The sequence below is a fragment of the Lysinibacillus sp. ZYM-1 genome (genome assembly GCF_001308875.1).
Taxonomy (GTDB): Bacteria; Bacillota; Bacilli; order Bacillales_A; family Planococcaceae; genus Lysinibacillus.
Genome location: NZ_KQ465107.1, coordinates 36,834 through 51,625, shown reverse-complemented (window position 1 = coordinate 51,625; position 14,792 = coordinate 36,834). Strand labels below are relative to the sequence as shown.

Below are 14,792 nucleotides of genomic sequence, written 5' to 3'. Positions count from 1 at the left end.
TCATTTAGACAACCTCTTTTTTTAATCTAGTTTTAATGGTTGTACTGCGGGTCCTTCAAGTACTTCTCCCTTAGCATTGAAGCGGGAGCCATGGCAAGGACAATCCCATGTTTCATCAGCTTCATTCCATTTCGTCTTACAGCCCAGGTGAGTACAGGTTGGAGTATTAGCATGCCTCATATAACCAGCTATATATTCTTTTGCAACAAAGCCACCAACTTTAAGCATTTGCATAAATTGCGCACCGAATTTTGTACGTGATGGTGAATAGAGTGCCATGGCACCATCCTCACTTCTTGATCCAGTAATCAGAGAGGATAAAATGTCACCAGCAACAAAGGAATTAGAAATCCCCCATTTTCTGTAGCCAGTAGCAATGAATACGTTTGGTAATGAGTTTGTAATTCTACCTACATAAGGAACAATATCGGGTGTTTCAATATCCTGAGCAGACCATCGATAAAGGGGTTCTTGCTCAAAATGTTCTTTCATTTCATTTGAAATGGCCTCATAGTACGGTTCGGTATGGACTGTTTCCCCGGCAATGTGATTCGCTCCACCAAGTACTAAAAAATGTTCGTTGTTAATCGTGGCTGTTCGAATGGATCGAGAAGGAAAATCAACTGACAGGTATTGACCCTGCATCGTTTCAGAAATTTTACTAGCCACCATATAAGAGCGACTATTTGACAGTTTAAATAGCTTTAGCCCTTTAAATGCCTCAATTGGATAATGTGAGCACAAAATAAGCTTGTTGTATTGAACCGACATATTCTTTTCGGTATGTAAGCTATTTTGTGCTATGTTTAATTGCTGAACGCGGGTATTTGTATAAAGTTTTACACCCATCGCCTGTGCTTCTTTGGCAAGGAAATTACTTACCTCCACAGGATTTATTTGAGCTTGTTGGGGCATGCATAATGCTTTTGTGATAGGAAAAGGAAGCTCTGTTTCTGTGGTGATTTTTGACTTAATATTTAAGACCTTATAAGCATTCCATTCTTTTAATAATTGTGCATAACCTTCTTTTGTTTGACAGTATAGCAGCGAATCTACTTGTTTTACACTGCTTTGCGGAAGTAATTGTGTTGCCCTTTCGATGGCTTGTTGATTGAGCTGGTAGTATAGCTGTGCCTCATCAACAGATAATTTTTCTAAAAGATTTGCATAGACGATACTGTGCTGAGCAGTTAGTTTACCTGTGGAGTGGCCAGTTGTACCATGACCAAAATGGGTGTTCGCTTCAAGTAAAAGTACATCAACACCTGCTTTTGCCAAAGTATAGGCTGTATAAAGACCAGTTAAGCCCCCACCGACTATACATACATCACAAGTTGTTGATGAAGTAAGTGACGATAGTGAGACTGATTCGGAAGTAGCGAGCCAAAGAGATTGTGTCATAGGTAACCTCACAATGTTTTTATGTTCAGTATGTAGATGTACTTGAAAATTTATGCAATGAAGCATAAAAATTGCCTTGCGATTTGATCTATCGCTACAATGTAGCAAAAGGAGAGTGTGAGTAATGAAAATTGAAATTTGGTCTGACTATGTGTGTCCATTTTGTTATATTGGAAAAAAACAATTAGAACAAGCGATTGAAGATACTGGCCTTGGTGGGCAAGTGGAGCTTGTTTATAAAAGCTATCAACTAGATCCTAATACCCCAGTAGATTCGAATATTACTGTGTATGAATCGTTAGCGAAGAAATATGGAATGTCTTTAGAGAAGGCTAAAGAAATGACACTGGGTGTCACTGCACGTGCGAAAGAAGTTGGCTTAAACTACGACTTTATCAATCTAATGGAAGAGAATACGTTAAAAGCACATCGACTTGTAAAATGGGCTGAACAACAGGGAGATGTTACAACATTGGTTGAATCTTTATTGCACAGTCATTTTATTGAAGGAAAACGTATTGGACAAGAGGATGTATTATTAGAAATCGCCGAACAAGTAGGATTACAACGCGAAGAAGTGGCAAAGATTCTTGCTACGGATGAATTTAAAACTGAGGTAGAAACAGATATTCAAGAAGGGTTGCAGCTTGGCGTTCGTGGGGTCCCATTCTTTGTTTTAAACCGCAAATACGGTATTTCAGGTGCCCAACCGCAAGAAGTATTCGAAGATACACTACGTAAGGTGGCTGAGGAAGAGGGCTTACAACCTGGCCTAAAAATGGCTGGCACAGGGGATGCTGGTGTTTGTACGGATGATAACTGTAAATTATAGCGAAATAATTACTCTAACTACAGAGGGGCTTGAAGTATTCAGCCCCTCTGTTCGTTTTAGTATAAAAACTTTTTAATATTTCAGTCAAAAGTCTTAGAAAAGTAACGTTGACTTTTTAGAAGAACTTTTTTAAGATAAGTTTATATCTTGAATTCGAGATAATAAATTATGAAATTTAAGGGAGATTTTATATAATGAACGTTTTAGTAGTAAAAGCTAACAACCGCCCAGATGGTATTTCAACAAAAATGTACGATACATTTATGGAAAATGTACAAGGTGTAAACGTTACAACTTTTGACGTATTTGCAGAAGATATGCCATACTTTGGGCAAGACCTTTTCAACGCATTTGGTAAAGTACAAAATGGTGGCGAGTTAACAGACATCGAATCACGTATTTTAGCGGCTAAACAAAAAGCAATGGATGCTTTAACAGCAGCTGATTTAGTAGTATTTGCTTTCCCACTTTGGAACTTAACAATTCCAGCACCATTACAAACATTTATTGACTACGTATACCAAGCAGGTTTCACGTTTAAATACGGTGAAAATGGTCAATTAATTAGCTTAATGACTGACAAAAAAGCAATTATTTTAAATGCACGTGGTGGTTATTACTCACTACCAGAAACACAGCCAATGGAAATGTCAGTAAACTATATTAAAAATGTAGTAGGTGGCGTTTTCGGTATAGAAATTATCGAAGAAGTAATTATTGAAGGTCACAATGCATCACCTGATAAAGCACAAGAAATTATTGCAAATGGCCTAGAAGAAGTGAAAAAAGTAGCTCAATCACTTCAAGCTGTAAACGCATAAAAAATATTTTTTACTAAAAGTTCTCTCAAATTTGAGAGAGCTTTTTTTATTTTATGAACAGAGGTATGGGGTGGTATGGAGGCGGGACATATTGATATTAATTATATATTCGGAATTTACATTTCCTAACATCTTATTGGGAGAGGAAAGATAAAAATGATAGAAATATGTGATTTTATAGGAAAGTAATTATTCATTCTTTTAAAAATACATATAATTAGGGCTAATTATTCAGTAAAAAATAGAGTTAGTTTAATATAATAGTATTTGTAGGAAAATACTAGATGAATAAGGAGGTTGTTGTATGAACAAGAAATTAATAACTAAATTCTTAGCTGTGTTACTAGTTTTATTCGCGTTGATACCATTCGGATTCACTGCTAATGCTGCTTCCAATGAAGTTACACGCGCAGATTATGTAAAAGAATTAGTAGAAAGCTTAGATGTAGAATTAGGTGATGGTTCTTCGCTTACTTTTACCGACGTCTCTAAGGATTTAGCACCTTATGTAGAAAAGGCTGTACAATTAAAACTTATTAAAGGGAAAACAGCAAACACATTTGGTCCAAATGATAAATTAACACGCCAACAAGCATTTGTAATATCTGCTCGTGGACTAGTTAGTGAAAACGCTTCCCTCTCGGTTTTAGACGAATTTAAGGATGCAGATCAAATTGCTGAGGCATATAAACAAGATTTAGCGAATGCTGTTGCAGCAAATATTCTTCAAGCTTTTGAGGATAATACTATTCGCCCTCGTGACTATGTAACGAAGGAGCAAATGGAAAGTATAGTGGAGCGTTTTGTAGCAGAATACAAAGCACCTTCAAATGGGGTATCAGTAGACCTTCAAATTTTAGGAACGACAGATATTCATACAAATTTAGCAAATTATAATTACTATTTAGATGCGCAATCATCTGAGGTTGGTTTAGCCAATACAGCTACATTAATTGAACAAGCGCGTGCTAAAAATCCAAACACATTACTATTCGATAATGGAGACCTAATTCAAGGTACGCCACTTGGTTCTTACAAAGCATTAGAAAGTGTACTAAAGCCAGGGGAAGTTCATCCTGCTGTTGCAGCACTTAACACGTTAAAATACGATGGTGGAACTTTAGGAAACCATGAATTCAACTATGGCCTAGACTTCTTAGATGAAGTATTAAATGATGCAAAATATCCAGTTGTAAATGCCAATACTTACGATGCAAAAACAAAAGAGCATATGTATACACCTTATGTCATTATTGAAAAAGAAGTAGTAGACAAGACAGGTAAGAAACATACACTAAAAGTTGGTGTGACTGGGATTGTACCAACGAAAATTGTTGAATGGGATGCCATTCATTTAGCTGGTAAAGTTGACATGCAAGAACCAGTTGAAGCAGTAAAAGAAGTAGTACCAGAAATGCAAAAGGCTGGAGCAGACGTAATTGTTGTTCTTTCCCATTCAGGTATTGGGGAGGACACTTACGTGAAAGGAACTGAAAATGTTGGCTATCAATTAGCTGAGATCGAAGGCATTGATGCTTTAATCACAGGGCATTCTCACTTAACATTCCCAGGTGACTACAAGGATTTGAAAGATGTAGATCAAGAGAAGGGGACTATTCATGGTGTTCCTACTGTTATGGCAGGTAGCTATGGTAGCCATCTTGGTGTCATTGATCTAAAACTGGAACAGCAAGGATCAGAGTGGATTGTGGTAGATGGAAGTGGCTCATTGCAATCGATCAAGCAAGAAGGTTTACAACCATCCACTACGGTGTTAGAGGCAATTAAAGAAGCACATGAGGGCACTTTAACGTATATTCGCCAGCCTGTTGGTGAAACAACTGCACCAATCCATAGTTATTTCTCAATGGTGCAAGATGATCCTTCTATTCAAATTGTAACACAAGCGCAAAAATGGTTTATTGAACAGGAGTTAAAGGGAACTGCTGATGAAAAAACGCCGCTTCTTTCTGCTGGGGCACCTTTCAAAGCGGGTTCTAGAAATAATCCACTAGATTATACAAACATTCCAGTTGGTCCACTTGCCATTAAAAATATGGCGGACATTTATCATTATGATAATACTGTAGCAACAATTAAAGTAACAGGTGCTCAAGCTATAGAGTGGTTAGAGATGGCTGCAGGTATTTTTGCAACGATTGATTCGAATAAAACAGAAGAGCAAAATATCATTGATTCAGAAGCACGTTCTTATAATTTTGACGTGTTAGATGGCTTAACTTATCAAATTGATGTGACATCGCCATCTAAGTATGATCGTCGCGGTAATCTTGTTGATGAAAAGGCGAACCGTATTAAGAATGTACAGTATGATGGTAAACCGATTGATTTAAAACAAGAATTCATCATCATTACAAATAATTATCGTGTTGGTGGATCATATGGAGCGACATTTAAAAATACTGATGGCTCTAATATAACAAACTATGCTTATGAAAATCGTCAAGCTGTAGTGGATTATATTATGGCGAATAAAACAATTAACCCTGCTGCGGATAATAACTGGTCATTTGTACAGTTCCCAGCTAATACAAAAGTTGTTTATCTATCTGCGAAAGATGCACAAAAATTTATCTCTGCAGATGGTGGAATTGAATATTTAGAAGATACGGAAGCAGGATTTGCAAAATATTTGATTAAATAAAGACATAAAAAGGAGAGTACGATTTAATCGCTACTCTCCTTTTTATATCTTTCGAATGTATGAAACCTTGTGCCTTGATAGGTTAAAATACCGATGTCACCCTCTACTAGCTGTCCAAAATCACGACCATTCACTTTTAATTCCTGACGCTCCCCATTTTGTACTTCAAATGTGATGTAATAGGATGTATATGCCCCAGAATTATTGGAACCTCCACGTATATTCGTACGTTTTGTCACAACCTTAACGGGTACAGTTAGGATTGGTGAATGGTTGTTGTTAGACCAAGTGACAATACCTTTAATAAGGCTGAAGGCGATACCACCAAAAACAATCAAAAAGATGATTGTGATAAAGGTTGATCCAAATGTAACCCCGTCATTAAACCATAGCATCTAAAATTCCTCCTTTCCCTTAGGTAAAGCTATAACTAAAGGGGGTTTAACTCGACATCTACCACAACGTCAATCTCATCACTAATTAATACGCCGCCTGTTTCTAAAATCGTATTATAGACTAAATTAAAATCACGACGATCAATTTGTGTTTTCGCCTGGAAGCCATATACTTCTTGTGCCCAAGGATTAACCCCGTTTCCTGTATATACTGTGGTAAATACGATAGGCCTTGTTATGTTTTTAATGGTTAAATCCCCATGTATTAAAAACGTTTTATCTTTTTGTTTATCAATATATGTAGAAGTAAAAACTATTTTCGGATAGACGTCTGCATCAAAAAAATCAGGAGACACAAGGTGTACATCACGATCATGATTTTTTGTGGAGACACTAGCCACTGCAATGGTAAAAGAGATGTTTGCATCCTGCATTTGCTCAATATTGGCTGTAACAATTTCAGCGTTGTACGATTCAAATGTACCATGAATTTTGGATATCATCATATGTCGTACAGAAAAGCCCAGTGTTGAATGACTGACATCAATAGTGTATTTTTTCATTTAAAAACCCCCTAAACAGCATTCTACAACGAATAATAAAGTAAACAAATGGCATATTCAATGGATTTTTCATAAATAGGGAAGGATATCCTGAGATAAAAGTGTAAACTGTGAACATTTATAAAACACAATATACATAGTTAATCATATTACTGAAACCAGGGGCATTTTATTATTAGGAGAACGGATCGCTCAACTATGGATAGTTTCGCCATAACTGAAAAAGATTAAAATATTAAGTTACTTTTTGTAATTAGATATATAAAAGTAAATTAATTATTTTACGTAAATAAGTTACTTCAAATTTACATTTACTGCAATAATCGTTACAATAGTTACATTGAGGTGAAAAAATATGAATGAGACAACTTTATGTCCTCGTTTAGCTAAAGCAATGGATTTAATCGGGAAACGATGGACGGGTTTAATATTATATCAATTATTAGATGGACCACAGCGTTTTAATGAAATTGAGTCTGCATTACCTGTTAGTGGGCGTTTATTATCAGAACGTTTAAAGGAACTAGAAAAAGAAGGGCTTGTTGAGCGAAAAGTGTATTCTGAGGTTCCAGTACGAGTTGAATATTCATTAACAGATAAAGGGCGAGCACTTGAAGGCGCTATCCGCAATATTGAAACATGGGCAAGTAGCTGGCTCTAAAGTAAGTGGCTTGTCATATAGGTAATATTGTGCCAAAAACGACACTTGGAATGACTGTCAATTTTCTTTATAATATTCATCATCTCTGCACAGGACTTACCTGTCTTTTAATGTGAGATAAAAATACCCTTCATTTTACTTGTCAAATTGGGGTTCTAAATCCATACTGTTGTAGAGTAAGAAGGACGTTAGAAAGGAAATAGCTCTCATGACAAAACAACAATGGGCAATGGATTTAGCGAAGAGCATTAATCCTGCCAATATTAGGTTAGATGAATCATTACAACAATATACAATGACAAAATTAGGTGGCAAAGCAGATGTTTTTGTTCTTCCTGATACAGAAGAAGACGCAGCATTTGTAATTCGCTATGCATATATAAATAATATTCCTTTATTAATGTTAGGGAACGGTTCTAATATGGTTGTTCGTGATGGTGGTCATAGGGGAATCGTTGTAACATTTTCAAGTTTAGATGAGATTCGTATTAATGGTGAACACGTTTACGCTCAAAGTGGGGCACTAATTAAAGATGTGTCGAGACTTTCAGCAAAATCATCTTTAACAGGTTTTGAATTTGCCTGCGGTATCCCTGGGTCAATTGGCGGTGCAATGGCTATGAACGCAGGAGCTTATGGCGGTGAGATTAAAGATATTATTGTTTCATCTAAGGTGTTAACAAGAGAGGGAGAAATTTTAACCCTATCAAAGGAAGAGCTTGAGCTTGGCTATCGTAAAAGCGTTATTGCGAAGAAAGGCTATTACGTGTTGTCCTCTGAGTTCCAATTAGCACCTGGCGTACAGAAGGAAATTGATGCGAAGATTGCCGATTTAACATTCCAACGAGAATCTAAGCAGCCATTAGAATATCCATCCGCGGGAAGTGTTTTTAAACGTCCACCAGGTCATTTTGCAGGTAAACTTATTCAAGACAGTGGCTTGCAAGGCAAAGGGGTAGGCGGTGCAGAAGTCTCTACGAAGCATGCAGGTTTTATTGTCAATAAAGGAAATGCTACTGCTTCTGATTATATTGCAACCATTCAAATGGTACAGCGCATTGTGAAGGAAAAATTCGGTATTGAATTAGAGACTGAAGTTAAAATTGTTGGTGACGATCTATAATGTGGCGCTCTTCGCTTGAGTCGAAGGGCGTTTTTTTAAGGAGTGAAGATGAGATGAAATTTATATCATGGAATGTCAATGGAATTCGAGCTTGCTTGGGGAAAGGCTTTCTAGATTTCTTTCATCAGGTAGAAGTAGATTTTTTTTGTATTCAAGAAACTAAATGTCAGGCTGGACAAGTGGAGCTTACTCTAGATGGTTATGAGCAATATTGGAACTATGCTCAGAAGAAAGGCTATTCTGGGACGGCTATATTTACAAAGCATACACCACTGTCTGTTCGATATGGAGTTGGTGATGAAGATTCACAGGATGAGGGTAGAATTATTACATTAGAATATCAAGATTTTTATTTGGTGAATGTTTATACGCCCAATGCACAGCGAGATTTAGCGAGATTACCACTTCGACTAACTTGGGAAGACCGTTTGGCAAGCTATTTACAAGAACTAAATAGCAAGAAGCCTGTTGTCTATTGTGGTGATTTAAATGTCGCACACACTGAAATAGATTTAAAAAATGCTAAATCTAATATAGGGAATTCTGGATTTACATATGAAGAGCGTGCGAAACTTTCGGAGCTTTTAGCAAGCGGCTTTGTTGATTCTTTCAGATACAAGCATCCAAATGAAACAGACCATTATACATGGTGGTCCTATATGAATAAAGTACGTGAACGTAATATTGGTTGGCGTATTGATTATTTTATTGTTTCTGATCAACTAAAAGATCAAATTAATAGTGCAACCATTCACCCACACATTATGGGCAGCGATCATTGCCCTATTGAATTACAACTACATTTCTAGCATAAAAAATCGTATTTTCTATTTGGAAATACGATTTTTTATGTCTTTGAAATCATTATAGAAATTTGGATTTTTTTTCAAGGTAAGGGGGTGTCAAATTTTTGTTGTATCATTTTCTAGAATTGCTCTTCGTGGGGGAGAGAGCAATCCTATTAGAAATTTAATCGGAATTTGAACAATGTGGAGAATATTTCACTTAATATCTGGAGAAAGAGTTCTATCTGAGGAATATACCACTCAATGACCAAGACCACTAACCCAATACGAATATACATATTTATCTATGAAAATACTTTTTTAACATTGCTCAGTAGCCTTCATATTTCCTATTGTTTATACTATTCTAATAGCGAATGATTATAAAATTCTGTGTTTAAAGATGATTTTCTTTACATAACAAACGGAAATTCGCTAAAAATTTTATCCTTCGAACCGTGTTTTAATGTTTTGGAGAGGTAGTAAAAGAATATAGTGCACAGAGGGGGTTATTAGGTGGAAAAGAGAAAGTATAAATGGAGAAAGTGGCTCATTGTCTTTGCTGGAATCGTAGCGGCTTTAGCTATCGTAGCTTTTATCGGATTTACATGGTTTATGAATAAATCCAAGCCAGTGATTGACGGTGAGTTAACGGTCAATATTCTAGATCAGGATGTGACAGTTACAAGGGATGATAAAGGAGTTCCTCATATTTTTGCAAAGACAGACGCCGATTTGTATCGTGCGCAAGGTTATGTCCAAGCACAAGATCGACTATTTCAAATGGATTTAGCACGAAGACAGGCGAGTGGACGATTGTCAGAAATTATTGGGGAAGCCACGATTGATACGGATAAACATTTTCGTACATTTAGCTTACGCGATGCAGCTGAGAAATCACTAGCAGCTTATGATGTAGAAAGCAAGCAAGTATTAGAGTGGTATGCAGAAGGGGTAAATGCATTTATTGAACAAGCTAAGGAAAATAATACTTTAAGCTATGAATTTTCATTATTGGGCTATGAGCCAGAGGAATGGACAGTCGTGGATTCTTTAACGATTGGTAAGTATATGGCTTATGATTTGGGAGGGAATTGGAATACACTTGCCTTCCGTCACTGGGCTTTACAAAATTTTGATGAGGAAAAAGCTAAAGAATTATTCATTAAATATCCTGAAAATGCGTCGTCTATTATTGAGGCTAATATAAAAAACCCTGTAGCGGTGGTAGGACAATTTAATGCAGATTTATTACCTAATGAATTTAATGGTAGTAATAACTGGGTTGTTTCTGGTGATAAAACTAAATCTGGCACACCTATTTTGGCAGATGATCCGCACCTAGGGTTGAGTACTCCTTCTATTTGGTATCAAATGCATCTGCAATCATCACAACAAAATGTCAGTGGTGTCATTTTTGCGGGGATTCCGGGGATTATTTTAGGTCATAACGATGATATTGCATGGGGCGTGACGAATGTGGGCCCAGATGTACAGGATTTATATATTGAAATACCAAATCCCGATAATCCAACACAATTCCGTTACGATGGGAAGTGGGAGCAGGCAGAGGTGCGTGATGAACCTATCAAGGTGAAGGATGGAAAAACTATAGACTTTGAAGTGGTTGTTACACGCCATGGTCCAATTATGACGGATTTAGCATTCAAAGATACCGAGCCAACCGCACAATTTTCAATGCAGTGGACAGCACTACAGCCAACCGCGGAATTACGCGCAGTAATTGGTTTTAATAAGTCGAAATCTTGGAATGACTTTGAAAAAGCTTTAGAAGATTTTAAGGCACCTGCTCAGAACTTCGTGTTTGCTTCTAAGGATGGCACAATTGCTTATAAAGCAAATGGTCAAATTCCTATTCGAAAGCAAGGGGATGGTCAATTGCCAGTTCCAGGTGATTCTAGTAACTATGGTTGGGAAGGTTTTATTCCATGGGATGAGCTACCAACTATAGTGAATCCGAAAGAAGGCTTCATTGCTACTGCCAATAACCAAGTAGTAGGTGAAGAATATCCATATCACATTACAGACTTCTGGGCTCAACCTTATCGTTTTGAACGAATTAAAGAAGTACTTGAGGCAAATGATTCAATAATAGTAGAGGATATGATGAAATTACAAATGGATCAGCATAACCTTTATGCCAGAGAATTCCTCCCTAGTTTATTAACATCTATGAAAGCGCAAGATCAGGATGGTAAGTATGTAGAGATTATAGCCATGCTAGAGAATTGGGATATGATTGATACTAAGGAATCAGGAGCGCCTCTTGTATTCCATACACTTATGATCAAATTACAGGAAGTATTGTTTAAAGATCAAATGCCTGAAGATATGTACAACATCATGCATGGTAAATTTAATATTACAGACCAGCTTTTACGTACAGCCTATGCAGGGGATAAAAGTATTTGGATAGAGGAGCAAGGTGGTGTTGATGCAACCGTTTACAAGGCACTAGAGCTCACAATTACACAATTAGAAGATCAATTCGGCAAAAATGCATCGAAATGGCAATGGGGTGATTTCCATCAGCTTACTTTTGATCATACGTTAGGGAGTGCGTCTCCTATTCTAGCTGCCTATTTTAATGCTAAAAAGGTTCCGATTGGAGGCTCGAAAGTCACAGTACAGGCCGCTGATAATGACCTTTCTGGTAATGTAGATCACGGTGCATCTTGGCGTTTTGTTGTGGATGCGGGTGATTTAAGCTCAGCTTACCATATCGTTGGTCCTGGCCAAAGCGGTCATGTTAAGTCTGATTGGTACCAAGATCAGGTACTTGATTGGGCGAATGGTGATTATCATCAAACTTTTGTGAAACAGGAAGATATAAAAGGTAAAACATTACAATTAAAAGCACAGTAACAAAAAAGATTAGCGTACTCTCAAAGTACGCTAATTTTTTTTGATAAAAGAAATACAATGATATAAACCATTAACATTCAAACATTCATTTGAATAAGATGGAATAATATGTTACATTGAATACAATCAAACGAATATTTGAATGAGGTGAGAGACAGTGCCAAAAGAAATTTGTGAAGTGACACAAGTACATGAAGAAGCAGTAACTAGGGTACAACAACAAATGCCTGATTTGTCAGGTGTAGCAAAGTTTTTAAAAGCATTATCTGATGAAACAAGGCTTAAAATCGCTTTTTCCTTAACGGTAGAGGATGAATTATGTGTTTGTGATGTAGCATCTATAATTGGTTCGTCAGTCGCAACAGCATCACATCATTTACGTTATTTAAAAGATAATAATTTAGCAAAATCACACCGCAAAGGAAAGCAAATGTACTACTCTTTAGCGGATGAGCATGTATTTCAAATTGTAACAATTGCCTATGAACATGCGAAAGAGGGGATTGCGAATGGCAGCGACGCCAACTAAACAAGAATACAGATTGCAAAATCTTTCCTGTGCCAGCTGTGCAGCAAAATTTGAGAAAAATGTTAAGGCCATACCAGAGGTAGAGAATGCGCAAGTCAATTTTGGTGCTTCTAAAATAACAGTAATCGGCAACATTAGTGTGAATCAAATTGAAGAAGCAGGTGCCTTTGATGGGATAAAAGTGTCCCAATCAGCAGCAAGAACACTTGAAAAATCCATACCCTTCTACCGTAAAAAAGAAAATATTCTAGCGGGAATATCCTTGTTCTTTGTCATTCTAGGATATCTATTTGTTTCAATGCAGGGAGAAACGAACCCGATACCAATAGCCATGTTTATCATAGCTATTCTTGTTGGGGGGATTGGTATTTTCAAAACGGGCTTCCGTAATTTAGCTCGCTTTGAATTTGATATGAAAACCCTTATGACAATCGCTATTATTGGAGCTGCGATTATTGGAGAGTGGGAAGAAGCGGCAGTTGTAGTATTTCTATTTGCCGTAAGTGAGGCACTTGAAGCTTACTCCATGGATAAGGCAAGACAATCTATTCGAGGGTTAATGGATATTGCTCCGCCAACGGCCGTTATCAAAAGAGCCCACGGCGAACATTTCCATGAGCTTGAACTACCGACGGAAGACATAGAGATAGGTGACATTCTAATTGTTAAGCCTGGGCAAAAGATTGCGATGGATGGTATTGTCATTAGCGGGCTTTCTGCAGTGAATCAGGCGGCTATAACAGGTGAGTCCATTCCAGTGAATAAAACAGTAAATGATGAAGTCTTCGCAGGTACTTTAAACGAAGAAGGCGCACTGGAAGTTCGCGTGACAAAGCGAGTAGAAGACACAACAATAGCTAAGATTATTCATCTTGTAGAAGAGGCGCAGGCAGAAAAAGCACCTTCTCAGCAATTTGTTGATCGCTTTGCCAAGTATTACACACCGGCTATTATGATTGTTGCTTTTCTAGTAGCTGTAATTCCGCCGTTATTTGTAGGTGATTGGCAGCACTGGATTTACCAAGGCTTAGCTGTTTTAGTAGTAGGATGTCCTTGTGCGCTCGTTGTTTCTACACCAGTGGCAATTGTGACAGCGATTGGAAATGCTGCAAGACAGGGTGTCCTTATTAAAGGCGGAATTCATTTAGAACAATTAGGACATATTGAAGCTGTAGCCTTTGATAAAACAGGTACATTAACAGAAGGACAGCCTGCAGTAACGGATATATTGACAACGGATGGTTGGTCAGAGGACTATGTGTTACAGCTAGTGGCAGCAGTAGAAAAGCAATCCCAACATCCTTTAGCTAAAGCTATTTTAAATAGATTACACAATAAAAATTTATCAGAGCTAGTGCCTACAGATTTCCAATCAGTCACAGGCAAAGGTGCCTATGCAACGGTTGATGATCAGATTATTTATGTGGGTAGCATGAAATGGGTTGCGACTTTAGCTTCAATCGATAAAAATATAGAAAATCAAGTTAAAAAACTGCAAGAACAGGGTAAGACAGTAGTAGCAGCGGTTTCGAAAAACCAACTTATTGGATTAATTGGGATTGCTGATCAATTGCGTCATGAAAGTAAGGATGTATTGCATAAATTAAATGCCCTAAAAGTAAAACATATGGTGATGTTAACAGGTGATGCAGAGCCCACTGCAAAGGCCATTGCTACATCATTGCAGGTAACAGATGTGCGTGCTGGTTTATTACCAGAGGAAAAATTAATGGCGATTAAAGATTTACGTGCACAGTTTGGTGCAGTAGCAATGGTTGGGGATGGTGTAAACGATGCACCAGCATTAGCCACTGCAAACGTGGGAATTGCAATGGGTGGAGCAGGCACAGATGCAGCTCTTGAGACAGCTGATATTGCCTTAATGGGTGACGATTTAACAAAGCTCCCATACACAATTGGCTTAAGCAGAAAAACATTACGCATTATTAAAGAAAATATTATATTTGCCCTAGCCTTAAAATTAATTGCGTTGCTGCTTGTAATCCCAGGATGGCTAACGTTATGGATAGCAATTTTTGCAGATATGGGCGCAACCATATTAGTTGTTTTTAATTCATTAAGACTAATAAGAGCAAAAAAGTAGTATATAAGGTGGGATTTGATAGGAAAA

General features: G+C 37.3%; 12 protein-coding genes. 9 read left to right on the top strand and 3 right to left on the bottom strand.

Annotation, left to right across the window (positions count from 1 at the left end):
* Positions 1-21: 21 nt before the first annotated feature.
* Complete coding sequence (locus AO843_RS01785) at positions 22-1,401, bottom strand: FAD-dependent oxidoreductase (protein ID WP_054609442.1); 1,380 nt, start codon at positions 1,399-1,401, stop codon at positions 22-24.
* A gap of 124 nt (positions 1,402-1,525) precedes the next feature.
* Between AO843_RS01785 and AO843_RS01780 the strand changes: the two genes are divergently transcribed.
* The 3 genes from AO843_RS01780 (at position 1,526) to AO843_RS01770 (ending at position 5,719) form a co-directional block, all read left to right on the top strand.
* Positions 1,526-2,233, top strand: a complete 708-nt coding sequence (locus AO843_RS01780; protein WP_054609441.1) for a DsbA family oxidoreductase — start codon at positions 1,526-1,528, stop codon at positions 2,231-2,233.
* A gap of 194 nt (positions 2,234-2,427) precedes the next feature.
* A complete protein-coding gene (locus tag AO843_RS01775) occupies positions 2,428-3,054 on the top strand; it encodes an FMN-dependent NADH-azoreductase (RefSeq protein WP_054609440.1) in 627 nt (208 codons plus the stop codon).
* A gap of 304 nt (positions 3,055-3,358) precedes the next feature.
* The gene (locus AO843_RS01770) at positions 3,359-5,719 is read left to right on the top strand and encodes a bifunctional 2',3'-cyclic-nucleotide 2'-phosphodiesterase/3'-nucleotidase (protein WP_054609439.1); all 2,361 of its coding nucleotides are present in this window, start codon (positions 3,359-3,361) and stop codon (positions 5,717-5,719) included.
* 23 nt (positions 5,720-5,742) lie between these two features.
* On the opposite strand, the gene AO843_RS01765 is transcribed toward AO843_RS01770, so the two are convergent.
* Entirely contained in the window at positions 5,743-6,114 is a 372-nt protein-coding gene (locus tag AO843_RS01765; RefSeq protein ID WP_054609438.1) for a DUF2500 domain-containing protein, read from the bottom strand.
* A 35-nt stretch (positions 6,115-6,149) separates the two neighbouring features.
* On the bottom strand, positions 6,150-6,677 hold the full coding sequence (locus AO843_RS01760) for a YceI family protein (RefSeq protein ID WP_054609437.1): 528 nt from the start codon (positions 6,675-6,677) through the stop codon (positions 6,150-6,152).
* A 355-nt stretch (positions 6,678-7,032) separates the two neighbouring features.
* On the opposite strand from AO843_RS01760, the gene AO843_RS01755 reads away from it, so the two are divergent.
* From AO843_RS01755 to AO843_RS01730, 6 genes are all read left to right on the top strand, one after another.
* On the top strand, positions 7,033-7,338 hold the full coding sequence (locus AO843_RS01755; RefSeq protein ID WP_036119224.1) for a winged helix-turn-helix transcriptional regulator: 306 nt from the start codon (positions 7,033-7,035) through the stop codon (positions 7,336-7,338).
* Between the two features lie 208 nt (positions 7,339-7,546).
* On the top strand, positions 7,547-8,461 hold the full coding sequence (gene murB, locus AO843_RS01750; RefSeq protein WP_054609436.1) for a UDP-N-acetylmuramate dehydrogenase: 915 nt from the start codon (positions 7,547-7,549) through the stop codon (positions 8,459-8,461).
* A gap of 53 nt (positions 8,462-8,514) precedes the next feature.
* Positions 8,515-9,270, top strand: a complete 756-nt coding sequence (locus AO843_RS01745) for an exodeoxyribonuclease III (protein ID WP_054609435.1) — start codon at positions 8,515-8,517, stop codon at positions 9,268-9,270.
* Between the two features lie 492 nt (positions 9,271-9,762).
* On the top strand, positions 9,763-12,132 hold the full coding sequence (locus AO843_RS01740; RefSeq protein ID WP_054609434.1) for a penicillin acylase family protein: 2,370 nt from the start codon (positions 9,763-9,765) through the stop codon (positions 12,130-12,132).
* Between the two features lie 157 nt (positions 12,133-12,289).
* A complete protein-coding gene (locus AO843_RS01735) occupies positions 12,290-12,661 on the top strand; it encodes an ArsR/SmtB family transcription factor (RefSeq protein WP_054609433.1) in 372 nt (123 codons plus the stop codon).
* Complete coding sequence (locus AO843_RS01730) at positions 12,642-14,765, top strand: heavy metal translocating P-type ATPase (protein WP_054609432.1); 2,124 nt, start codon at positions 12,642-12,644, stop codon at positions 14,763-14,765. Before AO843_RS01735 ends, AO843_RS01730 begins: the two co-directional genes overlap by 20 nt.
* Positions 14,766-14,792: the final 27 nt, after the last annotated feature.